21 protein-coding genes are annotated in these 23455 nt (G+C 64.3%); 18 read left to right on the forward strand and 3 right to left on the reverse strand.

Features of this window, described 5'->3' with window-relative positions; genetic code table 11:
- Positions 1-70 precede the first annotated feature (70 nt).
- The 6 genes from ACP8ML_RS01180 to ACP8ML_RS01205 all read left to right on the forward strand — a co-directional run bounded on the left by ACP8ML_RS01180 (position 71) and on the right by ACP8ML_RS01205 (position 8114).
- On the forward strand, positions 71-2935 hold the full coding sequence (locus tag ACP8ML_RS01180; RefSeq protein ID WP_065673352.1) for a DNA polymerase III subunit gamma and tau: 2865 nt from the start codon (positions 71-73) through the stop codon (positions 2933-2935).
- A gap of 115 nt (positions 2936-3050) precedes the next feature.
- On the forward strand, positions 3051-3374 hold the full coding sequence (locus tag ACP8ML_RS01185; RefSeq protein WP_081302640.1) for a YbaB/EbfC family nucleoid-associated protein: 324 nt from the start codon (positions 3051-3053) through the stop codon (positions 3372-3374).
- Between the two features lie 31 nt (positions 3375-3405).
- Positions 3406-4011, forward strand: coding sequence for a recombination mediator RecR (gene recR / locus ACP8ML_RS01190; RefSeq protein ID WP_004810355.1), 606 nt, complete (start codon positions 3406-3408; stop codon positions 4009-4011).
- Between the two features lie 106 nt (positions 4012-4117).
- The gene (locus tag ACP8ML_RS01195) at positions 4118-4693 is read left to right on the forward strand and encodes a PadR family transcriptional regulator (protein WP_065673326.1); all 576 of its coding nucleotides are present in this window, start codon (positions 4118-4120) and stop codon (positions 4691-4693) included.
- Between the two features lie 5 nt (positions 4694-4698).
- Positions 4699-5481 (forward strand): ABC transporter ATP-binding protein, encoded by a 783-nt coding sequence (locus ACP8ML_RS01200; protein ID WP_117189820.1) that lies wholly within the window; start codon positions 4699-4701, stop codon positions 5479-5481.
- On the forward strand, positions 5481-8114 hold the full coding sequence (locus tag ACP8ML_RS01205) for an ABC transporter permease (RefSeq protein WP_117189821.1): 2634 nt from the start codon (positions 5481-5483) through the stop codon (positions 8112-8114). Before ACP8ML_RS01200 ends, ACP8ML_RS01205 begins: the two co-directional genes overlap by 1 nt.
- 21 nt (positions 8115-8135) lie before the next feature.
- On the opposite strand, the gene ACP8ML_RS01210 is transcribed toward ACP8ML_RS01205, so the two are convergent.
- Positions 8136-9602, reverse strand: coding sequence for a threonine/serine exporter family protein (locus ACP8ML_RS01210; RefSeq protein WP_065673354.1), 1467 nt, complete (start codon positions 9600-9602; stop codon positions 8136-8138).
- A 474-nt stretch (positions 9603-10076) separates the two neighbouring features.
- On the opposite strand from ACP8ML_RS01210, the gene ACP8ML_RS01215 reads away from it, so the two are divergent.
- The 6 genes from ACP8ML_RS01215 (at position 10077) to ileS (ending at position 18404) form a co-directional block, all read left to right on the forward strand.
- Positions 10077-10877 carry an HAD hydrolase family protein gene (locus tag ACP8ML_RS01215; RefSeq protein WP_065673329.1) on the forward strand — a complete coding sequence of 267 codons (801 nt, stop codon included), beginning with the start codon at positions 10077-10079 and terminating at the stop codon, positions 10875-10877.
- Positions 10878-10886: 9 nt separating this feature from the next.
- Positions 10887-11717 (forward strand): Cof-type HAD-IIB family hydrolase, encoded by an 831-nt coding sequence (locus tag ACP8ML_RS01220; RefSeq protein ID WP_065673330.1) that lies wholly within the window; start codon positions 10887-10889, stop codon positions 11715-11717.
- Between the two features lie 402 nt (positions 11718-12119).
- Entirely contained in the window at positions 12120-12497 is a 378-nt protein-coding gene (locus ACP8ML_RS01225; RefSeq protein WP_346723508.1) for an ATP-binding cassette domain-containing protein, read from the forward strand.
- Between the two features lie 406 nt (positions 12498-12903).
- Positions 12904-14055, forward strand: a complete 1152-nt coding sequence (locus tag ACP8ML_RS01230; protein WP_117189823.1) for a hypothetical protein — start codon at positions 12904-12906, stop codon at positions 14053-14055.
- Positions 14056-14066: 11 nt separating this feature from the next.
- Complete coding sequence (locus ACP8ML_RS01235; protein WP_081302641.1) at positions 14067-14648, forward strand: hypothetical protein; 582 nt, start codon at positions 14067-14069, stop codon at positions 14646-14648.
- Between the two features lie 489 nt (positions 14649-15137).
- The gene (gene ileS, locus ACP8ML_RS01240) at positions 15138-18404 is read left to right on the forward strand and encodes an isoleucine--tRNA ligase (protein ID WP_117189824.1); all 3267 of its coding nucleotides are present in this window, start codon (positions 15138-15140) and stop codon (positions 18402-18404) included.
- Between the two features lie 79 nt (positions 18405-18483).
- On the opposite strand, the gene ACP8ML_RS01245 is transcribed toward ileS, so the two are convergent.
- Positions 18484-19506 (reverse strand): Gfo/Idh/MocA family protein, encoded by a 1023-nt coding sequence (locus ACP8ML_RS01245; RefSeq protein ID WP_117189777.1) that lies wholly within the window; start codon positions 19504-19506, stop codon positions 18484-18486.
- A gap of 112 nt (positions 19507-19618) precedes the next feature.
- Here ACP8ML_RS01245 and ACP8ML_RS01250 point away from each other — a divergent pair, with 112 nt between their 5' ends.
- From ACP8ML_RS01250 to ACP8ML_RS01260, 3 genes are read left to right on the forward strand one after another with little or no spacing between them, the layout of a single operon-like run.
- On the forward strand, positions 19619-19918 hold the full coding sequence (locus tag ACP8ML_RS01250) for a WhiB family transcriptional regulator (RefSeq protein WP_081302637.1): 300 nt from the start codon (positions 19619-19621) through the stop codon (positions 19916-19918).
- Positions 19915-20088, forward strand: a complete 174-nt coding sequence (gene sp36 / locus ACP8ML_RS01255; RefSeq protein ID WP_016666842.1) for a Sp36 family protein — start codon at positions 19915-19917, stop codon at positions 20086-20088. Before ACP8ML_RS01250 ends, sp36 begins: the two co-directional genes overlap by 4 nt.
- Positions 20085-20540: a RidA family protein gene (locus ACP8ML_RS01260; RefSeq protein ID WP_117189776.1), complete on the forward strand. Its 456-nt coding sequence runs from the start codon at positions 20085-20087 to the stop codon at positions 20538-20540. The genes sp36 and ACP8ML_RS01260 overlap by 4 nt, the downstream gene beginning before the upstream one ends.
- A gap of 100 nt (positions 20541-20640) precedes the next feature.
- Here ACP8ML_RS01260 and ACP8ML_RS01265 read toward each other — a convergent pair whose 3' ends face one another.
- Entirely contained in the window at positions 20641-21372 is a 732-nt protein-coding gene (locus ACP8ML_RS01265) for a Crp/Fnr family transcriptional regulator (RefSeq protein WP_117189775.1), read from the reverse strand.
- 95 nt (positions 21373-21467) lie between these two features.
- On the opposite strand from ACP8ML_RS01265, the gene nth reads away from it, so the two are divergent.
- Genes nth through ACP8ML_RS01280 form a run of 3 tightly spaced genes read left to right on the forward strand, consistent with a single transcriptional unit; the run spans position 21468 to position 23430 of the window.
- A complete protein-coding gene (nth, locus tag ACP8ML_RS01270) occupies positions 21468-22193 on the forward strand; it encodes an endonuclease III (protein ID WP_117189774.1) in 726 nt (241 codons plus the stop codon).
- Positions 22190-22777 (forward strand): TlpA family protein disulfide reductase, encoded by a 588-nt coding sequence (locus tag ACP8ML_RS01275; protein WP_016666845.1) that lies wholly within the window; start codon positions 22190-22192, stop codon positions 22775-22777. Before nth ends, ACP8ML_RS01275 begins: the two co-directional genes overlap by 4 nt.
- Positions 22774-23430, forward strand: a complete 657-nt coding sequence (locus ACP8ML_RS01280) for an NUDIX hydrolase (protein WP_065673334.1) — start codon at positions 22774-22776, stop codon at positions 23428-23430. The genes ACP8ML_RS01275 and ACP8ML_RS01280 overlap by 4 nt, the downstream gene beginning before the upstream one ends.
- Positions 23431-23455: the final 25 nt, after the last annotated feature.

The raw sequence follows: 23455 nt of genomic DNA on the forward strand, positions 1-23455 counted from the left end.
GACTGATGAGACTGTGTCGCAGTCGTCAACTAGGGTTCTTCCCGTGGATGAGAGGGTGCCTGAACCGGGCATGGAGGACGAGGTCGTCGAGCCTGAGGCCTTCGAACAGGACGGTCCGGATCTTTTCGGCGACGAGGAGCCGCCGCGCCCCGTCATGCCCCCTGACGAAGCCACCCCTGACGACGACCTTCCCCCGGATTCGCGTGATCCGGGTCTGCTGGACGGTCCTGAGGCTCCCGACGAGCCCGACGGTCTGGAGACCGACGAGGACGAGGGTGACGTCGACGATGCCGACACCATCGAACGGATTCAGGAGTTGACCGTGGAGGACCCCGACATCGACATCCTCGACAGCCGTCCTGACGACGATCCGCTCGAACCTCCGTTGGCCCTCTATCGGCGTTACCGCCCGGAGACCTTCGATGAGGTCATCGGTGAGGACCATGTCATCGAGCCGCTCAAGCGGGCCATCCTCAACAACCGCGTCAACCACGCCTACCTGTTCTCAGGACCGCGTGGCTGTGGCAAGACAACCACCGCTCGCATCCTTGCACGAGCGCTGAACTGTGAACAAGGTCCGACGCCGACTCCTTGCGGAAAGTGTCAGTCCTGTCGCGACCTGGCCTGCGGCGGCCTCGGATCCATTGACGTCATCGAGATTGACGCGGCCTCCCACGGTGGCGTGGATGACGCTCGGGACCTGAGGGAGCGCGCCTTTTTCGCCCCAGTGCATTCGCGCTACAAGATTTACATCATCGACGAGGCCCACATGGTCACCCCGCAGGGCTTCAACGCCCTGCTGAAACTCGTGGAGGAGCCCCCGCCGCACGTCAAGTTCATCTTCGCGACGACCGAGCCGGAGAAGGTCATCGGGACGATCCGTTCCCGGACCCACCACTATCCCTTCCGCCTGGTGCCGCCGAAGGTTCTCGTCGATTACTTGGCTGAGCTGTGCGTCAAGGAGGGGATCGACGTCGACCACGCCGTCCTGCCCCTCGTGGTGCGCGCTGGTGGCGGATCGGTGCGAGACAGCCTGTCGGTGCTGGATCAGTTACTCGGCGGCGCCGCCGATGGCCACGTCAGCTACGAGCAGGCGGCAGCCCTGCTCGGTTACACCCCCGAAGCCCTCCTCGACGAGATCGTTGACGCCTTCGCAGCCGGGGACGCCCACGAGGTCTTCGCCACCATTGACAAGATCATCGAGGTGGGGCAAGATCCGCGCCGCTTTGCCGAGGACCTGCTGCGCCGGATGCGTGATCTCGTCATCATCTCGGCCGTCCCAGACGCGTGCCGGACCGGCCTCATCGACGTCTCTCCTGAGCAGGCCACCCGGTTGACCCACCAGGTAGCCGGCTTCGGCGCCGGCGAGCTCACCCGTGCCGCGGAGGTTCTGGCCACCGGGCTGACGAACATGCGCGGCACCACTGCTCCCAGGCTTCACCTGGAGCTGATGTGCTCGCGGATCCTGCTCCCTGCGGCTGACACCGGCGGCCGCGGCATCCATGCCCGTCTGGAGCGCTTGGAGCGCAGGATCGGCGTCTCGGGTCCTGTGGACGAGGCCGACCGCGTCGAGAGCCCTACCGCCAGCCAGCCTGTCTCCCGCCCCGCCGAACGTCCTCAGCAGTTCGGACCTCCCCAACAGTCGGTCGCGCCTCGTGGCGGTTCCCAGCCGGCACAGCGTTCGTCCGGGCGCCCGCGCCCCAGCCGTAGGGATTACCAACCCGGCAACGAACCGGGCGGTCAGCCATACCCCGCCCAGAATGGCCCAGGTCATGCTCAGGGACCGCAGGGGACGGCTGATGGCGGCCCGGCGACCGAACAGCGCCAACAGCCCAGGCCTCAGGAACAGCAGACCTCTGACCAGACCCGCCGTGATCCTCCCTCCCCGGCTGCGCCGCAGCAACCCTCTGGGAACCAGAGTGATCGTGCCGAGGGTGCCATCGACATCACGACCTTGCGTCGCGAGTGGCCGCAGGTGCTCGAGGCCGTGAAGGACGGCGGACGTGTCGCGTGGATGGTCCTCAGCAGCTACGCCCAGGTACTGGAGGTCCACGGGAACCAAGCCACCCTGGGGTTCTCCAACCCTGGAGCGCGGGAACGGTTCGCCAACGGCAACTACCCCAAGATCCTCCACGACGCCGTCGTCAAGGTGCTGGGAGCGGACCTGACCTTCACCGCAGTGATCGGGGAACCTCCGGCGGCGGTACGTCCTCAGTTCCATGAGGAACCGGGTGCCCAGGAACCCCCGACGGAGGATTCCTGGGCTCCGGAACCTCCCGATCATGGGGCCACCCGTGAGAGTCCGACACATCAGGGCCCGGGACGGGGTGACGGTCAGCCGGACCCTACTCGTCCCGGTCGGGCTCCCCAGGACCGACCGGGTGACCGTCAGTCGAGTTTCGTTGATGCCTCGGAGGAGCCCTCGAACTCGCCGATCGACAGTTCCCATCCCACCGACTCGGGTGACGACAACTCGGCCCCGGGTTCCACCGCCGAGGATCAGTCCGGAGACGTCCGCGATGAGATCGTCGAGTCCGGCCCGGTGGCGGGCGCTCCCAATCCCGACAGTGGTGAGGCCGCCGATCCCGAGCCTGACCTCGTGCCCGCCGAGGATCACGTCGAGGCAGCACAGGGCGGTGAGTCCCATGACGCAGGCCGGGGGCAGAACACCTCCACGGCATCCTCACAGGACGCTGCAGCGCAGGCGCCCCACAGCCTCACCCACCGCTGGAGTGAGCGTGCCAAGGGGAGTGTGCGCCCCCTCGAGACAGCTCATCATCGTCCAGCTCAGATCGAGGAGCCTCCTGAGGAGGATGGCGTGTGGGACGACACCGTCCTGGAGGAGTCCAACGAGAGCCCGGTGGACCTCATCATGCGTGAGCTGGGCGGGATCGTCATCGACACCTCGGACGACCGTGACTCAGCTGCCAGGTGATTGCGCTCACGGCACGTACTGACTCGCGAACTCGTCGTCATCAGCGGCTACTGTGGTTGGCGACACCAGGCCGCCCCACCGACGAGGATCAGGGGCCACACACATGGGAGACATCATGACCACTGGAGGATTCGACCTCAGCGGAATCGACATGGGCGCCTTGCTCGCCCAGGCCCAGTCCGTCCAGGGCCAGCTCGAGGCGGCCCAGAACCAGCTCGCGGAGAGCAGCTTCGAGGGTACTGCCGGCGGCGGACTTGTCCGTGCCACCGTCACCGGAACTGGCGATCTCGATGCCCTGACGATCACTCCCGAGGCCCTCGAGGGCACCGATGCCGAGACCCTCGCCGATCTCGTCGTGGCTGCCGTCAAGGACGCCACCGAGCAGGCTCACACCATGCAGCAGTCCCTCATGCCACAGATGCCGGGCCTCGGGCTCTGATCCACCCCCACCACGTCAGACAGGAGAATTGATGTACGACGGTCCGCTGCAGGAACTCATTGACGCCCTTTCCCGGCTGCCCGGGATTGGGCCGAAGGGTGCACAGCGGATTGCCTTCCACATCCTCGACGCCCCGGCAGAGGAGGTCAATGAACTGGCCGACGCCCTGCGCGAGGTCAAGGAGAAGGCCAAGTTCTGCAAGATCTGCTTCAACGTCTCCTCCGACGAGGTGTGCCAGTACTGCCGCGACCCGCGTCGGGACCAGGCAATGATCTGCGTCGTCGAGGAGTCCAAGGACGTCATCGCGGTGGAGCGCACCCGGCAGTTCCGTGGTCTCTATCACGTCCTGGGTGGGGCCATCTCCCCGCTGGACGGCAAGGGTCCTGCTGATCTTCACATCCGCGAGCTGTGCCAGCGTCTGGCCGACGAGGCGGTGACCGAGGTCATCCTGGCCACGAACCCGAACCTCGAGGGGGAGGCGACGGCGACCTACCTGTCCCGTCTCATCAGCCCCATGGGTGTGACGGTGTCGCGTCTGGCCTCCGGTCTGCCCGTCGGCGGCGACCTGGAGTACGCCGATGAGGTGACCTTGGGGCGCGCTTTCGAGGGGCGTCTCCACGTCGGTGTCGGCGCCTGATCTGCACTATGTCTCACTATGTGGTCAAAAACCGATGATTCCTTGACTGGTGGATATCGCGTATGCGAGTCTTGGCCAAGATTCCACCACGGCACCCGGAGGTCACATGTCCATAAGGTTCGCCATCCTCGCATTGCTGGCTGAGAAGCCCCGTCATGGGTATGAGATCAAAAATGAGTTTGATCGCCGCACAAATCACACCTGGCCCCTAAATATTGGACAGGTTTACACAACGTTGGACCGCCTCGAGCGTGATCGGCTGTGCTTCCGGGGCGACGAGACCCCCGATGGTCGGGTCATTGCCACCATCACCCCCGAGGGCCGCGAAGAGGTGCGCAAGTGGTTCGCCACCCCGATCACCCCGGCGAATCCGCCGCGCAACGAGCTGGCCATCAAGATTGCCCTTGCGGCCACCTCGAAGGAAGTTGACGTCGCTGCCCTCATCCAGGATCAGCGCCGCGCCACCATGCACCAGTTGCAGGAATACCGTCAGGCCCGCCGTGGTGTCGCCGAGGAAGACCTCGCCGGTCAGCTCCTCGTTGAGGGAATGATCTTCGTCGCCGAGGCCGAGATCCGCTGGCTCGACCACTGTGAGTCCAAGGCCATCCAGACCTCTCGCCGTCGCCGTGACGAGTCCGTCGAGGCCGTGACCGAAGAGCCCAAGGTCACCCAGGAGGCCTGAACCGCATGACGTCGACCCCGCCGCGCGCCGCTGACGAGATCACCCTTCCGGCGCCTCGCACCGTCTTGTCCCTGGACCACGTGAGTCGTTCCTTCGGTGAGGGCGAGCAACGGGTCGACGCCATCATCGACGTCAGTCTGGGCATCAATCCCGGTACCTTCGCAGCCGTCATGGGGCCATCAGGCTCGGGCAAGTCCACCCTGCTCGGCCTCGCCGGCGGACTGGATCAGCCCACCTCCGGCACGGTTTCCGTATGTGGAGAGCCGCTGAGGGGCATGTCCCGTGACGACCTGGCACGGGTGCGACGCCGTCAGCTCGGCTTCGTCTTCCAGGATTACAACCTCGTCCCCACCCTCACCGCGGTCGAGAATGTCTCCCTGCCCCTTGAACTCGACGGGGCATCGGCCAAGCGTGCCCGCAATGCGGCTGAGATCGCCCTGGAACGTGTCGGTCTGCCCGACCTTGCTGATCGTCACATCGAGGAGATGTCGGGTGGACAGCGCCAGCGGGTCGCCATCGCGCGCGGCATTGTCGGGGACCGCCGGGTACTCCTCGCCGACGAGCCCACCGGTGCCCTTGATTCTGCGACGGGTGACGACATCATGGCCCTCATCCGGGCGCTTGCCGACGAGGGGGTTGCCGTCGTCCTGGTGACCCACGAGGCACGCCACGCAGCCTGGGCAGACCGCGTGGTCTTCCTGCGTGACGGCCAACTCGTCGATGAGTCCCAGGTCGTCAGCGACCCCATGGAACTCCTCAGCCACAACCCGAAGTGCGGGGAGTGGTGATGGGAACCGAGAACACCCCCGACAGCGGCGCCACCGTCCGACTCTCCGGAGAGGTCGTCGCACGTGGACGATCCCACCGCCGTCTCATCACCCGGTTGGCCGTCCGGGACATCCGCAAGCACAAGGCGCGTTCCCTGCTCATCGTGCTGCTGATAGCCCTGCCCGTGGCCATCATGTCCGGGCTGGGCACGATCTTCGAGGCCGATGGAACCACCACGGAGGGCCAGGCCGTCTCGAAGTATGGCGACGCCGACATGCTCATCATGCCGATTGAGGACTGGGATGGTCATTGCTCCCAGTACGGTCCGGATTCCGCTCACTGTGGCGTCCAGGGATCGCCGACTCCCGAGTTGCACGCTCGTCAACGGCAGGCGATGGAGAACCTTCACGTCGCGGGCCACGAGCTGTATCCGTTGCGGACCCAGACTGTCGACGTGGCATGGCGATCTGCCACCTTCGAGGTCACCGTCAAGGGGATGGACGTGACCGCCATGCGTCCTGATCGCATGGAGTTCCCGAGTGGCCCGATGCCTCGTGGCAACAGCGTCTGGGTCTCCGGGGACGCCGCGAAGACGTATGGCTGGTCCATCGGCTCACACGTCACCATCGAGGGTCGTCAACGTACCATCACAGGGCTGACGCGGGACCGGTCCAGCTACGAACCGACTTTCTGGGTGGGACCCGAGGATCCACTCGTCATGAATGGGGATCTCATCTATTACGTCAGAGGTCCGCAGCTCGCCAAGGAACAGATCGCGAAACTCAACGCGTCGGGCCTGGGCGTCGAGGACCGGAAATCCGACAGTGCCTCTGACGATGACGGCCTCGTCGCCGGCCAGATCTTCGCCCTGGTCCTGGCTGCCGCCGTTCTCTCCTCGATCGTCACCGCCACCATCGCTGCTGCTGCCTTCTCCATCGGGGCTCGCCAGCAGCGTCGCATGCTCGCTCTGTTGGGAACCACCGGTGCAGCCCGACGAGACCTCATGGGTGTGATGATCGGCCAAGGACTGTTGCTCGGCTCGACGGGTGCGGTGCTCGGAGTAGTGCTCGGCATCGGAGTGGCCAATGCGTTCGTGGCCATCGGACGCCGAGCCAATCCCGGATACCTCCTGACCTACAGCGTCGACTGGGAGTACGCAATCATCGGCCTGGTCATCGGTCTGTTGGCGGCGGTGGTCGCCTGTTGGTTCCCGGCGCGGGAGGTGGCTCGGCAGGACGTCCTCATGGGGGTTCAACATGCTGAGGCAGCTGCCCCTCTAGCACGTCGTCCGATCGCAGCGACCGTCGTGGCGATCGTTGGAGTGCTCGTTGGGATCGGTGTCGTCGTCTACGATCTCGTCCACGTGTCGGGCTCCGACGACGTCATCCCTCTCAACATCGGGATCGTCGTCACCATCGTCATCTTGTACCTGGCCGCGATCTTGGCTCTGCCGCGGCTTGTTGACAGGCTGTCTGGGCGGCCGTCCTCGCGACTGTCGCTCCGCTTTGCGCTGCGCGATCTCAACCGGAATCGGGGAAGGGCGGTTGCCGGAGCAGCGGCGTCGATGGCCATCACCGTCCTGGCATGTGCCTTCGTGACGTTGGCGGACGGCATCGCCATCCAGGAGCGAAACAACTACCAGCCGACTTATGCCGCCAACGTGGCGGTGTTGGCTGGGGATGACACCGGTGGTCATCATGTTTCTGGAAAACGCATGAGCAAGGAGATCAAGCAGGTTGAGGCAGTCTTCGGGCCATCCGTGAAGTACCAGCGTGCGGTGGAACCTGTCACCTGCGACAAGAACGGACAGAACTGCAGCAACAGTCTCGATGTGAATGTGCGCAATCTGTACATCCCATCGGTGGTCATTGACGATGGCACCCTCTACGAGTTGCTGACTGGGCAGAATGCCGATGATGAGGTCATGAAGGCCCTTGACGAGGGCATCATCCTCTTCCAACCCGATGCGCGAGAGCGATCCCGGGAATCAGTCTTCCAGGACGGTGGACCGAATGGGGCCCATGACCTCGAGGTGACGGCGATCAGGGCCCCCGAGAACTCTCTCGGCCTCCAGATGCCAGCCCTCATCGGACGCAACACTGCTGCCAAGGTGCTGGGAGTCAGTCCCGACGACATGAAGACCCAGACGACGGACACGTGGCTTCGTCTGCCACACCCCCCGACCTCGGAGGAGGGGGACCGTCTGCAGCGCTCCCTGATGGACATCACCGGAAGCACCTCCGACTTTTTCTGGGAAGAGGGATACGCGGACATCTCGGGAACCGTCGTGCGCTGGGCAGCGATCATCGGGGCGCTCCTGGCCACCTTTGTGGGAGCCGTGGTACTTGCCCTGACCTTGTCGGACTCTAACGCCTCGCGTACTGCCATCGCATCGGTGGGAGCCTCCACCGCGACGCTGCGACGCATGGTTGCGGCACAGGCCTTCGTCACGACAGGTATCGGCCAGGTGCTCGGGTTGATCGTGGGATTCGTGCCCATCGTCATCATGATTGCGTGTGCCGACACGGTGCAGCCTGTCGCATGGCCACTCGGCTGGCTGGCACTCATCGTGGTCGTTCCGCCGGTCCTGCTGGGGCTCGTGGCCAGGTGGTGTGTCCCGGTGCCCAAGGCCCGGATGACCCGGGTGGACTGAGGACGGCGTCGGCCAGGCGCGCTACCTCGCCCAGGTTCCCGTCATGGACGGGTCGTTGTCGGGATTGTTGAGAGCCGGATGACGCGGATCAGCCGGGGGCTGGGACCGACGGCGACGCCGTTCGCGCGGAACGGCCTGGCCAGCACCCCAGGAGGCCAGGGTCGCCAGCCGGGAGCGCAGATCCTTTGGCAAGGTGAACGGGCGAGCGATGAGGGCTCCGAAGCTGCCGCCCACGGCCAGCGCCACTCCCACCAGCAGGGCCTCCAGGAAGAGGGTCCAGCCGTCGCCCGTGGCGACGCCGGTCCCGTTCTGGGCGTTGACGATCATGTACAGCGCTCGGTACATCATGACACCGGGCATCAGGGGGACGATGGCGATCGTCACCAGACCGAGTTGCGGCACCTTCCAACGTCGGGCCCCCAGGGCGGCGATGATGCCAGCAACCATGGCGCCGAGCCCCGAGGCAGCAGACACCGATCCCGTCAGCTGCATGCCAATGATGTAGCCGCCCCACGCGGCAGCTCCCAGTACCGCGCAGATGGCCAGGGTGCGGTAACCAGCGTGGGAGGAGATACCGAAGGTGACGGCGATGACAGCTGCGCAGACCATCTGCAGGATGGGATCGGTCGAGAATCCCAGGGATGGCGAGATGTATCCCGGTACGCCTAGTCGCAGTCCGACCCACATGACGGTGATGACACCGAGGATGATCCCGCCGGTCTGCACGAACCCCTCCAGGAATCGTCCCGAACTGGTGACGACGTAGCCATCGAGAGCGTCCTGGGAAGCAGCGACGAAGGAACCTCCCGCCAGCAGGGAGACCATTCCGGATGCGACGATGAGAGAGGGGGACAGCGGAATGGTGTGGTGGGAGGCCGCCATGTACACCATGACGAGCAGGGCGAAAGCAGTGGCGATGCCCGCGCCGGCAGCTTGGGTGAAGAAGTTGGTGATCCTCCTGCGCGCCATGGCCTGCACGGTGGCGTCGACGATGCACGTGGAGAAGAAGCTCAGTGCACCGTCCATCGGGGCGCCACCGAAGAGAGTCGACAACCCGGCCCCCATGAGGCCCACATTCAGGGTGACGAACCACTGCCGGTACAGACGCGGGCTGCGGGTGATGGCGGCAAGGCGATCAGCGGCCCCCTCCAGCCCGACGGTCCTGGCGCAGATGTCGTCGACGAGGAGTTGGAGCTCACCGAGACGCTGGTAGTCGTTGCTGCGGGAGCGCACGACCCGCAGCGCGGTGATGGGGTCCTCCTCCAGGCCGCGATGCTGGGTGACGATGACGGAGGTGTTGGTGATGTCGATGTGAACCGTCACCCCGTAGGTCGCGGTGATGCGCAGGGCCATCGCGATGGCCTCCGAGACCGAACCTCCGACCGAGATCGCCATGACGGAGACCCTCGTCACGAGATCGACGACCCGTCGAGCCTGCCGCGTCGCCATGTCGGAGTTGCCCGGGTTGAGGGCGAGGGTGGTCTCCATCGGGGTCGCGGCTCGAAAGAACCGCTCCAGGGGGACGCGACGGGCATGGTGAACCTTGGGAGGCCCGGATCGACGGCTCTGCGGAGCGGTCGTCTCCGGCGAGGTCGTCGCCGACGGCCGCAGGGTCCACGACGTCGAGGCCGTGCGCACCGGGCCGAGCCGGGTCGGGCTGTCATCCTCGACCGGAGGTTCCGGCGGAGTCGGATGGGTTTGGGACGTCGGCTGAGCGGATGCCTGGCCGGGGCGGAAGATGCGAGCGTCGATACCGTCAGCGGTGAGCGGGATGGGCTCGTCCCCGTGCCAACGATGAGACGACGCGGACCCGCTACGAGCGCCCTCCTGCTTCCTCGCCATCGGCCAGTACCCCCTCCGCACAAAACGCCCCGCAGAAACCATTGTGATGGTCCCCACCGACGGTACCCAAACCGTGCGGGTGACCGGGCGGGTTCAGCACGGGCAGATAGGGTTGGGAATGTGCTCATCGCCACTGATCTCGACGGAACATTTTTACGCCCGGACGCCACCGTTTCTGCCCGGAATCTCGCGGCTCTTGAGGCTGCCGAAGCAGCCGGGGTTCACGTCGTCCCGGTGACGGGGCGAGCCATCGGCGGGCTACGAATCCTCGGTCCGGTTTTCCGTCAGTACGCCTTGGTCAGCAACGGTGCCGTTGGGGTGGACCTGTCCACCGGTGCGACCCTCTTCACCAAGACGATGTCGGCCTCGACCGTCAGGGCTTACGTCGATCGGCTCACCGCCGAGATCCCGGGTACAGTCTTCTGCGCGGAGATCGGGGACTCCTCGGTCTTCCTCGTTGAGGACGGGTATGACGACATCGTCCCGCCGTTCGAGTCCAAGAACGACCCCGCCGAGCATGTCCTCGTCAGTCGCGACGAACTGTGTTCCACCGAGGCCGTCAAGCTCATGATCGTGCACCCGAGCGTCCCCGCAGCCGAGGTCTACGAGCGGTCCAGGCTTCTCGACGCCCCCGGAGTCCACTCCACCTGGGCGGGATTCACGGTGACCGAGGCCGGACCCGCCGGCGTCACCAAGGCCAGTGGCCTGGAGCACATCTGCAAGGTCCTCGGACAGGACCGCGCCGACGTCGTCGCCCTGGGCGATGGTGCCAATGATGTCGAGATGCTGCAGTGGGCTGGGACTTCCTACGCGATGGGTGGTGCGAAGCCGGAGGCCGTCGCCGTTGCCGATCTGCGGGCACCTTCGTGCGTCGACGACGGATTCGCCGTTGTCGTCGAGAAGATCTTGGCATCCCGATAACCTCGCAGTGTGTTCATCGCGACAGATCTCGACGGGACCCTGCTGACCCCTGAGGGCACCATCAGCCCTCGTACCCGTAATGCCATCCGTGCTGCCGAGAAGGTCGGGGTGCCGGTGGTGCCGGTCACCGCCCGGCAGATCTACGGCATTGAGAAATGGCGGGACGACCTGGGCCGGTGGGCACTGTGCTCCAACGGCGCCATTTGTTGGGATCTCCAGGCCTACACGGTGCTCTTCCGCCAGCTGATGTCGGCTGCCGTGGCGAATGAGTTCGCCCACCGTCTCCTTGCTGCTGCTCCCGGCACCCGCTTCTTGACGATTAAGGACGACGGTCTCACATTTGCGTCCCAGCGTGGCTACGCAGAGTTGACGACCTTCGCCGACCACTCTCGCGACCCCTCCGACATGCCGGCCCTGGACCTCGACGAGGTCCTCGACGGGGACTGCCTCAAGATGGTGGCTCGTCACCCCAGCCTGCCCATTGAGGAGCTTGCCGCCCGTGCCACCGGTGTCGGGATGACCGACGAGGTCCACGTCACCACCTCCGGCAAGCCGATGCTGGAGATCAGTGCCAAGGGGGTCACCAAGGACTCTGGTCTGGCGATGCTGTGCGATCACCTGGGAATCGATCAGCGCGATACCGTCGCCTTCGGGGATGGGGCCAACGACGTCGAGATGCTGGAGTGGGCAGGAGACTCCTACGCGATGGCCAACGCGGTCCCGCTCGCGGCCGCAGCAGCGCGTCACCAGGCGCCCTCGAACGCCGAGGATGGGGTTGCCCAGGTCGTCGAGGAGCTGCTGGCGGTGAGAGAACAGTCACCGACCCTCCATCGTGGCTGACCTACACCGTTTCGCGGGGAAAATGAGGTGAGGCACGGTCCCTCGTACGCGGAAACCCATGAGCGTCGTCACCGTCTTGACCGCAACCAAAATCTGCAAATACGCTGACCCGGCGATGACCCCCCGAGTGGCGGCGGGCACTGGGCTACGAGGCTAGCCTCGTGAAGAATCGAACGGTTGCAGGCGTGACACTAGCGGCTACTTGTCGCGGTGTAATTGGGTGCGCCACGGCACGGGGCTTCAAACCAAACGTAAACTTCGGTGAAAGGATGCTGTCGTGCGCGAAGACAGGTTCCACTTACTATCGGCGCATGCCTGCCGGAACTTACAGATTCCGGCTAGTTGGCCCGATGAAGGATCAACTATGTGGTTGAAGCTTTCTGTTCGTGATTTCCGGATCCGATGATGACCCGGACCCTACAGCTTGAAGGGGTTCATTTCTCCTATCCGCGACGCAGATCCCGGCTTTTTGCTGAACTGAACTTGATTCTGGGTGATATGGGGCCGACGGTTCTCTTGGGCCTTAATGGAGCGGGGAAGACTACCCTGCTGCGGTTATGTGCGGGCGAATTTCGGCCCTCTGCGGGGTTAATTGCTGTGGATGGAGGCAAGGATCCCCGCTCCGTTATGTCTCTGATGCCCCAGCAGATCAGGCCAATTCCTGGATTCCGGGTGGTTGAGCAAGTCGCATATTCAGCTTGGCTTGGCGGGTGTAGTTCATCCCAGAGCGAGAAGCGGGCAGTTATGGCGCTAGAGGCAGTCCAATTGGAGACTGCCTGAAGGACAAGCCCAATCAGTTGTCCGGAGGACAGCTGCGTCGAGTTGGTCTGGCTTAAGCCCTGGTAGGAGGACAGCCGATTGTATTGCTCGATGAGCCGACCGCTGGCCTTGATCCAGCGCAGAAACACGTATTTCGGAATCTGCTCACGGAACTCGGCGCTACTCGTAGTTTTGTGGTGTCCACTCACGACACTTCCGACATTGACTCAATGTACAACAGGGTCGTGATATTGCATGAGGGGCATATTGTCTACGACGGATCGACCGATGAGTTCCTGATGCATGGTGCGGGATCTTCTCATGCAGCAGAGGCGGCGTTTCTTGGTGTCGTGGGTGCATCGGAGCAGACATCATGACGTGGTGTCTCCTGCTCCGGCGATCTTATGGTGTGCGTCTTTTGCCGGTAATGCTGATCATGTGGTGGTATGGAGCATTTGGGAATCCTCCGGCACACTCAACTATTGAGCGAGCTTCCAGCACACTTTACGCATTCATGATGGTTGCGGGGCCCGTCGCACTGGGCACTTGCTTGGAACTTCGGAGATTTACCGAAGGCCAGATTCTAAAGAGATTATCCAAGCGGTCTCGGTTGAGAATTGTGGCGCCGTGGTGGGCAATTGCTGTTCTTCCCTCCGCAATGGCTGTAGGTGTTTCAGTTCTGCTTTCAGGATCTGGGGATAAAATTGTAAGAATGTCATTGATTGGTGTTGTCTGGATGCTCGCGTGGGGTGTCTTTGGTGCCGTGATTGGAGCGTCATGGCCATTGGCATTGGCAGCACCGACAGCTCTTGGGGTCCCATTTGTTCTCGTTTTGTATGGCCCGGCCGTATCGGTACTGGAATTGAGGTATCTGGTTGGCTATTACATGAGCTGCTGCAATGTGGGGGAGATGCTAGATCCGCGAGTCCTTGTGGCCGGTATGACGATGGCATGCGGCGTTCTTGTCGTGTCGATGATGGCGCTCATTGCGGGTAGAGAGCGCCGTCATCCAAATGCCATCGTGACCGTGGTCTTGATTATCGGGCTGGTCTCAACAGTGTTAATTGGGTTCCGTGAGGTGGAGGGTGTGGGTGCTCTCCCTGCCGTGCCTCGAACTGGAACACAGACGTGTTTGAAGGATCCCACGGTGTGTACCTGGGGGCCGCAGGACCTCCAACTCCTGGGTCCCATAGTGCAGAAGGCAGATGCTGCGTGGAGGGCTAGCGGGATTCATGTTCCAAGGGAATATCGGCAGGGCACTGGACAATCGACTCAAACAACCGTTTGGTGGTCGGCGTCAGCAGAGAATGCGTCTGGATCGGCAGGACCCACATTGTCAGCAGTCGCAGATGGCATGGCTGTTGCTCCATGCCAAGCTCGTAAAGACCAAGTGGAGATCTGGGTGGAAGATGTCCAGGAGCGTGTTGTCGCTTGGTTGGTGGAACATTCCGGCATCGAGGCGCGAGACGCGACATTGTCCCCAGAGACTCGTGAGTGGTTGAAATCCATCGATCGATTGCCGATCGAGAAACAGGCCAGCATTATTGAACAAGATCGAGCCCGGCTTCGGACATGTTGAGCCGTAATGTGGTGCTGGGCTGGAGGGCATGGGCGCGAAATCGGTCCCTGTTATCTTTGCTTGCAGCTACTGTGGTTTGTTGTGTCCTCATCGGGCTCACTTCCGAGGTCATGGTCGCGATCCCCCCGTTTTTGACCGGGAGGGGTGTTGACGTTCCTAATGCCGCCGTAGTTCCCTTGTGCGTGGTCATCGTGCAAGGTTGGTGTCTTTCGCGGCGTGACACGCGGCTGGAAGTAGGATCGGGGCGGCGGACTGCACTTGCCGATTGTCTCTTGTCAATGACGTCGGCCGTGCTTCTTGGAACCGTGGCATATGTGGGAGATCTTCCCGTCGGAATGGTTGCCACGCGAAATATTGTCGGATTGTCTGGGGTGACCCTTTTCGCCAACGCACTTGGTGTCAAGAGGCTGTCAGCCCTACCTGCCACTATCTGGGTCCTCATGAGTCTTGTGGCGGGGAGCACCACGAGTCTCGAAGCTCTGTGGTCTTGGCCGGTGAAGGATCGCACAGATGCATTGTCTGCAGTGTTCTCAGGGACCCTTTGCCTTCTGGGGATCTCTACTTCGCTGGTGAGGTCTCGCCATGTGGTGTAGCCGTGGGTGATCCGCTTGGACGGGGCCAACTGGCCGGTATGGGCAGGTGGGGTTCCTCCGGGGTCCGTGGCTGACTCTGAAAGCTGCGTGCCACCGGCGCTTGTGGTACGACGCCTCGATCACGTGTCTACGTGCGGGCAGGCGGATATCCCGGGTGTGTGGCATTTCGGTACATGATGGTCGTTCGTGGCGTCGGTGGTGGCAAAGACGCCGTGGAGCGACGTCATTGCCACCGTGCCCGGAGACCCGCCACAATTCTCTCCAGTTGGAGTAGGATGCTTGCGACCGCAAGGCAGTGATGGGGCGATCACCCCGGAGTCGCCGGAAGAACGGGTACGTGCACACACCACCTCAGTAGAACCGGCAGCGATCGACGAACCGAGAGGCCGACGTCGTCGACGTCGCGCAAGGAGGGTGGTACCGCGGGTACCCGGAGAATCCGGTGTGCTCGTCCCTCGGATACCCGAGACGAAGGATCCGCCCACCGCGATGACCGATGTGAACTCAGTCCGCCCTGACGACTGCCGGCAGTACAACAGCGTGCCGCCGCAGATTGACCTTCCCGCGATGGACCACGAGATCATGGATCTGTGGGCCCGGGAACACACTTTCGAGAAGACCCTGGAGGCCACCAAGGACGGCCAGCCGTGGACCTTCTTCGAGGGTCCACCGACCGCCAACGGTCAGCCTGGTACCCACCACGTCGAGGCTCGCGTCTTCAAGGACGTCTTCCCCCGCTTCAAGACCATGCAGGGATTCCGCGTCGACCGCAAGGCCGGCTGGGACTGCCACGGCCTGCCGGTCGAGCTTGCCGTCGAGAAGGAGCTGGGGTTCTCCGGCAAGCCCGACATCGAGAAGTACGGCGTCGAGCCCTTCAACGCCAAGTGCCGTGAATCCGTCACCCGCCACGTCGACGCCTTCAGCGAGCTCACCGAGCGAATGGGCTACTGGGTCAACATGGACGAGGCGTACTGGACGATGAACCCGTCCTACGTCGAGTCGGTGTGGTGGGGCCTCAAGCGGATCTGGGACAAGGGTCTGCTCGGCGAGGACCACCGCGTCGCACCGTACTGCCCGCGGTGTGGCACGACCCTGTCCGACCACGAGCTGGCCCAGGGCTACCAGGACGACCGCGACCCGTCGATCTTCGTCCGCTTCCCGGTGACCTCGGGCCCACTGGCCGGTCGCGCCAAGCTGCTGGTGTGGACGACCACCCCGTGGACCCTCCTCTCGAACACCGCCGTCGCGGTGCATCCCGAGGTGCGTTACGTCGTCGCCCACCAGAATCCGGTTCCCGAAGGTTCCGACGCCGTCGCCACCACCTCCGGGGACGACCCGTTTTCCGAGGACCTCGTCATCGCCGAGCCGCTCTTTGAGAAGGTGCTGGGTGAGGGGTGGAGCCTGACCGGCGAGTCCTTCATGGGTACCGAGATGGAGTTCTGGGCCTATGAGCGTCCCTATGACTTCCTGGAGTGGCCCAGGACCGAGCGCGTCACCACCGACGGTCGTCCAACCCCTGCTGACGCCAACTTCGTCGTCCTCGCCGACTACGTCACCACCGAGGACGGTACCGGTCTGGTCCACCAGGCCCCGGCCTTCGGTGCCGACGACCTGCTGACCTGCCGTCGCTACGGCCTGCCGCTGGTCAACCCGATCCGTCCCGACGGCACCTTCGACGAGTCGGTCCCGATGGTTGGTGGGCAGTTCTTCAAGACTGCTGACAAGCCGCTGTGCGACGACCTCGACAAGCGCGGAATCCTGTTCCGACTCGAGATGCACTGGCACTCCTATCCGCACTGCTGGCGCTGTGACACCCACCTCATCTATTACGCCCAACCGTCGTGGTACATCCGCACCACCCGCGTCAAGGAGCAGCTGCTCGAGCAGAACGAGGGCACCACCTGGTACCCCGAGACGATCAAGCACGGCCGCTTCGGCGACTGGCTCGAGAACAACATCGACTGGGCCGTCAGCCGCTCGCGTTACTGGGGCACCCCGCTGCCACTGTGGCGCAACGACGACGATCCCTCCGACGTCATCTGCGTTGAGTCCCTGGCTGAACTGTCCCAGTACGCCGGACGCGACCTCACCGGAATGGACCCGCACCGTCCGTTCATCGACGAGGTGACCCTCACTCGTGACGGTCACACCTACCACCGCGTCCCCGAGGTGGCCGACGCCTGGCTGGACTCGGGCTCGATGCCCTTCGCCCAGTGGGGTTACCCGCACGTTCCCGGTTCCAAGGAGAAGTTCGAGGCCCACTACCCGGGCGACTTCATCTGTGAGGCCATCGACCAGACCCGTGGCTGGTTCTACACCATGATGGCCGTCGGAACCCTCGTCCTTGACGAGTCCTCGTATCGCAACGTGCTGTGCCTGGGCCACATCCTCGCCGAGGACGGCCGCAAGATGAGCAAGCACCTGGGCAACATCCTGCTGCCCATCCCTCTCATGGACAAGCACGGTGCCGACGCGGTGCGCTGGTTCATGGCCGCTGACGGTTCCCCATGGAGCGCTCGTCGCGTCGGTGACGAGACCATCCAGGAGACAGTCCGCAAGGTCCTGCTGACCTACTGGAACACCGTCAGCTTCCATGCCCTGTACGCCCGCGCCAATGGCTGGTCCCCGGCCACCGCTCCCGCGGCTCCGGCCGTCGCCGGGCGCCACGTCCTGGACCGCTGGCTGGTTAGCGCCACCAACGTCCTCGTCCGTGAGGTCACCGAAGCACTGAACAACTTCGACACTCAGCGCACCGGAACCCTCATCGCCCAGTTCGTCGACGAGATGTCCAACTGGTATGTGCGTCGCTCCCGTCGCCGCTTCTGGGACGGCGATCAGAGCGCCCTGTGGACCTTGCACGAGACCCTCGAGACACTCACCCGTCTGATGGCCCCGATGGTCCCGTTCATCACTGAGCGCGTCTGGCAGGACCTCTTCGTGACGACGAATCCTGGGGGCCCGACGTCGGTGCACCTGTCGACCTGGCCGGTTGCCGACGAGTCCGTCATCGACGAGTCCTTGACCGAGTCGATGGATCTGGCCCGACGTATCGTCGAGTTGGGTCGTGGCGCTCGTGCCGAGGCCAGGGCCAAGATTCGTCAACCGCTGTCGCGTGCCCTCATCTCGGGTGCTGCCCTGGCCAAGCTGGATGAGGATCTGCAGGCCGAGATCCGTTCCGAGCTCAACGTCATGGCCTTGGATTCCTTCACCGCGGCCGGCGACCTCGTCGACCACTCCGCGAAGGGCAACTTCCGGGCACTCGGCAAGAAGTACGCCAAGGCCACCCCGAAGGTCGCTGCCGCCATCGCCGCTGCCGATCCAGAATGGCTGACCTCCGAGCTGGCCTCCCACGGCTCGGTCGAGCTGGAGGTGCCCGAGGTCGAGGGCGGCAGGGCGGTCGTGACTGCTGACGAGGTCATTGTCTCCGAGCGCCCGCGTGAGGGGTGGAGCGTCCTCAACGAGCAGGGTGAGACGGTGGCCCTGGATCTGGAGATCACCCCGGAGCTGGCCCGCGCCGGTCAGGCTCGTGAGGTCATCCGGTTCATCCAAGACAGCCGCAAGAAGGCCGGCCTGGACGTCTCCGACCGCATCTGCCTGTCCTGGCAGGCTGACGGTGAGCTGGCGGTGGCAATCGAGGAGCACCTCGACGAGATCACCGGCGAGGTGCTGGCCACCTCGGCCAACCGCGGCGAGGCTGACGAGCAGTGGTCCCGCGACGAGGAGCTCGGCCTCGCCGTGAAGGTCGAGAAGGTTTGATGGACCCATAACATCGGGCGGCCACCCTTCAAAGGTGGCCGCCCGATGCACGTTGTCAGGGGGAGAATCGGGGTCAGGATCAGGACGGCAACTCGGTGTCGTCGTGATTCTCGACGCCGAGCTGGTCGAGGATGTTGGCCATCGTGCGAGCCACTGCCAGGGTGGCATCCAGCGGCATCGTCTGGCTCTCGGTGCGCCCAGCCCGCAGGCATTCGCAGACCTCGATGAGCTCGTGGGCATAACCACGTCCCAGGGCAGGAGTGTTGTGGACCTCCGGGATGACCCCGCGACGATGGATGAGGATGCGGCTGGGATGGTGGAACCGGGGCTCCACCTCGATCCATCCGTCAGTGCCCTGGATCGTCATGCGTCCCGGGCCGTCGGAGGTCAGGGAGATCGCCAGTGTGGCGAACTTGTCCTTCGGGAAGGTCAGCAGCATGGAGGCATCGGAGTCGACGCCATTCGGGAAGTGCTTGCCACGAGCGATGACCTCGGTGGGTTCACCGAGGAGCCGGATGGCGAAATCGAGGGCGTAGACACCGAGATCGAGGGTCACTCCGCCACCCAGCGCAGGCGAGAAGAGACGGTCCTCCGGGTCATAATCGCGCAGGGCGAACAAGTCCCCCTGAACACCTGTCGGCTCCCCGATCGCACCGCTGTTGACGGCGTCGATCATCTCGGTGACGACGGGGAGGAATCGGGTCCACATCCCCTCCATCGCGAAGACCTCGTGGGCCCGAGCAGCCTCGGCCATTTCGGTCGCTGCCTCCGCGGTGGCGGCGAAGGACTTCTCGACCAGAACGGCCTTGCCTGCCTCGATGGCAGCCAGGGCGATCGGGCGGTGCTGAGGGTGTGGAGTTGCCACATAAATGACGTCAACGGCGGGGTTGGCGATCATTTCGGCATACGAGTCATGGGCGTTGGGACGTGGTGTGCCGAGGCTCTGGGAGACCAGATCGGCGAAGGCATCGACGCGCGCGATCGACCTCGACGCGACGGCGGAAATGCGTGCTCCAGGGACGTGTGCGAAGTCGTCGAGAACCGTGCGGGCGATGCGTCCAGTGCCCGCGATTCCCCAACCAATGGTGGCCGTGGTGTCCATGACACAACTCTAGACGTCGGCGTGAGCAGTACCACGATTTGTCCCGATGCGCAGTCGATTCGTAGGCGCCGTGCCTTGTCAAAAGGCATCCGTACCGCGTACCGTGAGGCTCGTGGGAAGCAACGAAGCTGACGATTGGACACTCCTCGCGAACTGCCGCGGTATGGCAGATGCCCTCTTCCCGGACGGGAAGGAGCAGCGCCGAGCCAGGCGGATCTGCACTGGTTGCCGCGTGCGTCCCGAGTGCCTTGCCGAAGCCCTGGACAACCGCCTCGAGTGGGGAGTTTGGGGAGGCATGACCGAGCGCGAGAGGCGACGCCTGTTGCGCGAGCGTCCGGACGTGACGAGCTGGCGCGACGTGTTGCTCGCCGATCAGGGCTCTCAACCGAAAACCGCTAGGGTGAAGTTATGACTCGATGGGAGTACTTCACGGCACCGATTCTGGTGCACACCTCGCAGCAGATCCTCAACAACTTCGGAGCCGACGGCTGGGAACTCGTCCAGATCGTCGCCGGCCCCAATCCGGAATCACTGGTGGGCTACTTCAAGCGCCCGCTGCCTGACCAGGAGCAGTCCCGATGAGTGCCACGACGAAGTGCGCTGAACTGGGAATCACCCTCCCGTCGGTTGCGGCTCCGGTGGCCGACTACGTGCCGGCCATCCAGACTGGGTCACAGATCCTGACCTCTGGTCAGCTGCCCTTCGTCGACGGCGAGCTCACCGCCGTCGGCAAGGTGGGGGACACCGTCTCCGCGGAGCAGGCCACCGAGGCTGCACATACTGCGGTCCTCAACGCGATCGCGGCTGCCGCTGACGTTGCCGGTGGGCTCGATGCCATCAAGCGCGTCGTCCGGGTTGTCGTCTTCGTCAACTCCGCTTCGGACTTCACCGGCCAGGCCGGTGTCGCCAACGGCGCCTCCCAGCTGCTCGGACAGATCTTCGGTGAGCACGGCCGTCACGCCCGCAGCGCCGTCGGTGTGGCCACCCTGCCGCTCGGATCGGCCGTCGAGGTTGAGCTGACCGTCGAGGTCTGATCGCCCAAGGATCACCACAGCGTCCGGGTCCAGGTTTCGTACTTGGCCCCGGACGTTTTTCGTCGGTCTGGGATCCTCTTGGGGTGCGGCCTTTTGGGACTCAGTTGGCGCGCGCCGCGAGCTTCTCCGGCTCCATGATCGTGACGACCTTGGGACGTGCGGCGATCCAGCCGTGAGCGGTGAAGTCGGTGAGAGCCTTGTTGACGGTCTCACGGGAGGAACCAACGGCCTGGGCGAGCTCGTGCTGGGTGAGGTCATGACGGACCACGATGTGACCTGTCGACGGGTTCGCGGTGCCGAACCGGCGTGCCAGGTCGAGCAAGGTGTAGGCCAGACGGCTGGGAACGTCACCGGAGACGAAGTGGGCGGTGTTGTCGTCGGCCCGACGCAGTCGCTCCGAGAGTCGACCCAGCATGGCCAGGGCGACATCGTGGCGGGTCTCGACGAGTTCGCGCATCTGCATGCCAGGTGCCTTGAACAAGCTGCAGCGGGTGAGGGTGGTGGCCGTCGTGGAGCGCATGCCGCCGTCGACCAGTGACAGTTCCCCGAACATGTCACCGGGGCCCATGAGCCACAGCAGCGAGTCTCGAGGGGTGAGGTCTTCGGCAGTGGTGGAACGGGTGAGTTTCACCTTGCCCTCGACGACGAGGTAGAGGTTGTCGGCTGGGTCGCCGGCCTCGAAGATCACCGTATTTCGCGGACAGACCAAGGCCTCACACATCGCCATGATCCGGGCGGCCGAGGCGGGGCCGAGAGCTGCGAAGAGCGGTTGGGTCGCCGCTGTTGCCACCACATTTGCCATCCGAACATCTCCCCTCATGAGCACCTGCATCGTCCGACCATCGACGGTCGAGTCACCGTATGCATGTCCCCATATTGTGGCAGGTGTCACATTTTGTGATGGCACGGGGGTTATTTTCTCCTTCTATGCTTGGAATCATGGCAGCCACATCCACCACCTCAGTGCGTCGGGATCAGTGTAGGGAGCACGCTGACGAGGTGGCCAGGTTGCTGGCCGAGGCCTATCCGGATGCGCGCTGCGAATTGGACCACGACGGCCCCTATCAGCTCCTCGTCGCCACCGTGCTGTCAGCCCAGACGACCGACCGACGGGTGAACACCGTCACTCCCACCCTGTTCTCCCGCTGGCCCGACCCACAGACCCTCGCGAACGCTGACGTCAGCGAGGTCGAGACGGTCGTGGCACCCCTGGGATTCGGGCCGACCCGAGCGGTGCGGCTGGTCTCGATGGCCGCAAAACTCGTTGACGAGTTCGACGGCGACGTCCCGGAAGGCCTCGACTCCCTGGTGACCCTGCCAGGCGTCGGCCGCAAGACCGCCAATGTCGTCCTCGGCAATGCCTTCGGAGTCCCCGGGATCACCCCGGACACCCACGTCATGAGGGTGTCGCGCCGGCTCGGCTGGACCGACGCGACCACCCCGGCGAAGGTGGAAACCGATCTCGCCGACTTCTTCGACCCGAACGACTGGGTGATGCTGTGCCACCGCCTCATCTGGCACGGTCGTCGTCGCTGCCATTCCCGACGCCCAGCATGTGGGGTCTGCCCAGTGGCCGAATGGTGTCCCTCCTACGGTGAGGGACCGACCGACCCCGAGGAGGCCGCCACCCTCGTCAGGGAGCCGCGACGATGAAGAAGACGGTCACTCTCGGCGCGGTGATGGCCGTCGCCATGCTGGCTGGTTGCGGTGGAGACGCCGATATGGCCCATCAACGCAACAAGGTCGGCGTTCCAGACTGCTCCCATCTGTCCTCAGGGCCCATCTCCAAGACCTCGGGGACGGCCGCGGAAGGTCGGCCGATGCCTGACGTCGGCCTGCAATGCCTCGGCGAGGGACCGACGGTCTCGATGGCCAGGGCAACCTCCAAGGGAGTAACCCTGGTGACGGTGTGGGCGTCGTGGTGCCGACCCTGCCGCAGCGAGTCCCCTCTCATCGCAGACGCCTACCGTCGTTATCACGACCGGGTCGCCTTCCTCGGGGTCGACTACGCCGAGTCCGACGCATCCGAGGCCATCTCCTTCGCCGGCGAGGTCGGCCTGGCCTTCCCGCAGCTTCAAGATCCTGACAGCACCATCCGAGGCGCATGGCAGGTCAGCGGGGTCCCCGTCACCTTCATCGTCAGGGACGGCACCATCGTCACCCGCCACAGCGGTCAGTGGCGCTCCCAGCAGGAGCTCAACTCCGCTATCGACAAGGCTCTCGAAAGGCCGTCATGAGTCATCTGAGTACCCTCATCGCCAGCCTGGGCCGCAACGATCCCGATTTCTCGGTGGGACGTCGTCCTGGTGGTGGACAGTCCTCAGCAGTACTCGCCCTCATCAGCGAGACCGACAATGACATCATCCTGACGCGACGCCCGCTGTCCTTGCGTCACCACGCCGGCCAAGTCGCCCTGCCGGGGGGACGCGCGGAGGAGACTGATGACACCATCGTCGACACAGCTCTGCGGGAGGCTCGTGAGGAGGTCGGGCTGGACCGAGGCCTCGTCACCGTCAGGGGAGTGCTCCCGACGGCCCACGTAGCAGCCAGCCAGTCCGACGTCGCCACCGTTGTGGCGACCTGGGGAGGAGAAGGGGCCGTCGGGGTCGTCGATCCCGCCGAGGTCGCCCTGGTGCAGCGCGTCAGGCTGGCAGACCTGGCCAATCCGGCCGCTCGGGCCACGACCCGTCACCCGTCGGGGTATCGCGGGCCGGCTTTCGTGCTGCCGGACCTCTTCGTCTGGGGATTCACCGCTCACGTCCTCGAGTCCTTGCTCGACCGCGGTGGCTGGTCGCGTCCGTGGGACCGAGAGCGCGTGGTGGAGATTCCGGAGGGCTATCTGGGGGCTCGTCGTCTGCCGGAGGGCACCACTCCCGACGACATCCCCTGATCCTCGAGGTCAGAGCACGAGATCA

The organism is Cutibacterium sp. LaCa_255, from assembly GCF_057458005.1.

Bases quoted from the DNA above. Each gene is read 5' to 3' on its own strand.
- ACP8ML_RS01180 (WP_065673352.1), top strand. From the start codon at position 71: ATGGAGGACGAGGTCGTCGAGCCTGAGGCCTTCGAACAGGACGGTCCG.
- ACP8ML_RS01185 (WP_081302640.1), top strand. From the start codon at position 3,051: ATGACCACTGGAGGATTCGACCTCAGCGGAATCGACATGGGCGCCTTG.
- recR (WP_004810355.1), top strand. From the start codon at position 3,406: ATGTACGACGGTCCGCTGCAGGAACTCATTGACGCCCTTTCCCGGCTG.
- ACP8ML_RS01195 (WP_065673326.1), top strand. From the start codon at position 4,118: ATGTCCATAAGGTTCGCCATCCTCGCATTGCTGGCTGAGAAGCCCCGT.
- ACP8ML_RS01200 (WP_117189820.1), top strand. From the start codon at position 4,699: ATGACGTCGACCCCGCCGCGCGCCGCTGACGAGATCACCCTTCCGGCG.
- ACP8ML_RS01205 (WP_117189821.1), top strand. From the start codon at position 5,481: ATGGGAACCGAGAACACCCCCGACAGCGGCGCCACCGTCCGACTCTCC.
- ACP8ML_RS01210 (WP_065673354.1), bottom strand. From the start codon at position 9,602: ATGGAGACCACCCTCGCCCTCAACCCGGGCAACTCCGACATGGCGACG.
- ACP8ML_RS01225 (WP_346723508.1), top strand. From the start codon at position 12,120: ATGATGACCCGGACCCTACAGCTTGAAGGGGTTCATTTCTCCTATCCG.
- ACP8ML_RS01230 (WP_117189823.1), top strand. From the start codon at position 12,904: ATGCTGATCATGTGGTGGTATGGAGCATTTGGGAATCCTCCGGCACAC.
- ileS (WP_117189824.1), top strand. From the start codon at position 15,138: ATGACCGATGTGAACTCAGTCCGCCCTGACGACTGCCGGCAGTACAAC.
- ACP8ML_RS01245 (WP_117189777.1), bottom strand. From the start codon at position 19,506: ATGGACACCACGGCCACCATTGGTTGGGGAATCGCGGGCACTGGACGC.
- sp36 (WP_016666842.1), top strand. From the start codon at position 19,915: ATGACTCGATGGGAGTACTTCACGGCACCGATTCTGGTGCACACCTCG.
- ACP8ML_RS01260 (WP_117189776.1), top strand. From the start codon at position 20,085: ATGAGTGCCACGACGAAGTGCGCTGAACTGGGAATCACCCTCCCGTCG.
- ACP8ML_RS01265 (WP_117189775.1), bottom strand. From the start codon at position 21,372: ATGCAGGTGCTCATGAGGGGAGATGTTCGGATGGCAAATGTGGTGGCA.
- nth (WP_117189774.1), top strand. From the start codon at position 21,468: ATGCTTGGAATCATGGCAGCCACATCCACCACCTCAGTGCGTCGGGAT.
- ACP8ML_RS01275 (WP_016666845.1), top strand. From the start codon at position 22,190: ATGAAGAAGACGGTCACTCTCGGCGCGGTGATGGCCGTCGCCATGCTG.
- ACP8ML_RS01280 (WP_065673334.1), top strand. From the start codon at position 22,774: ATGAGTCATCTGAGTACCCTCATCGCCAGCCTGGGCCGCAACGATCCC.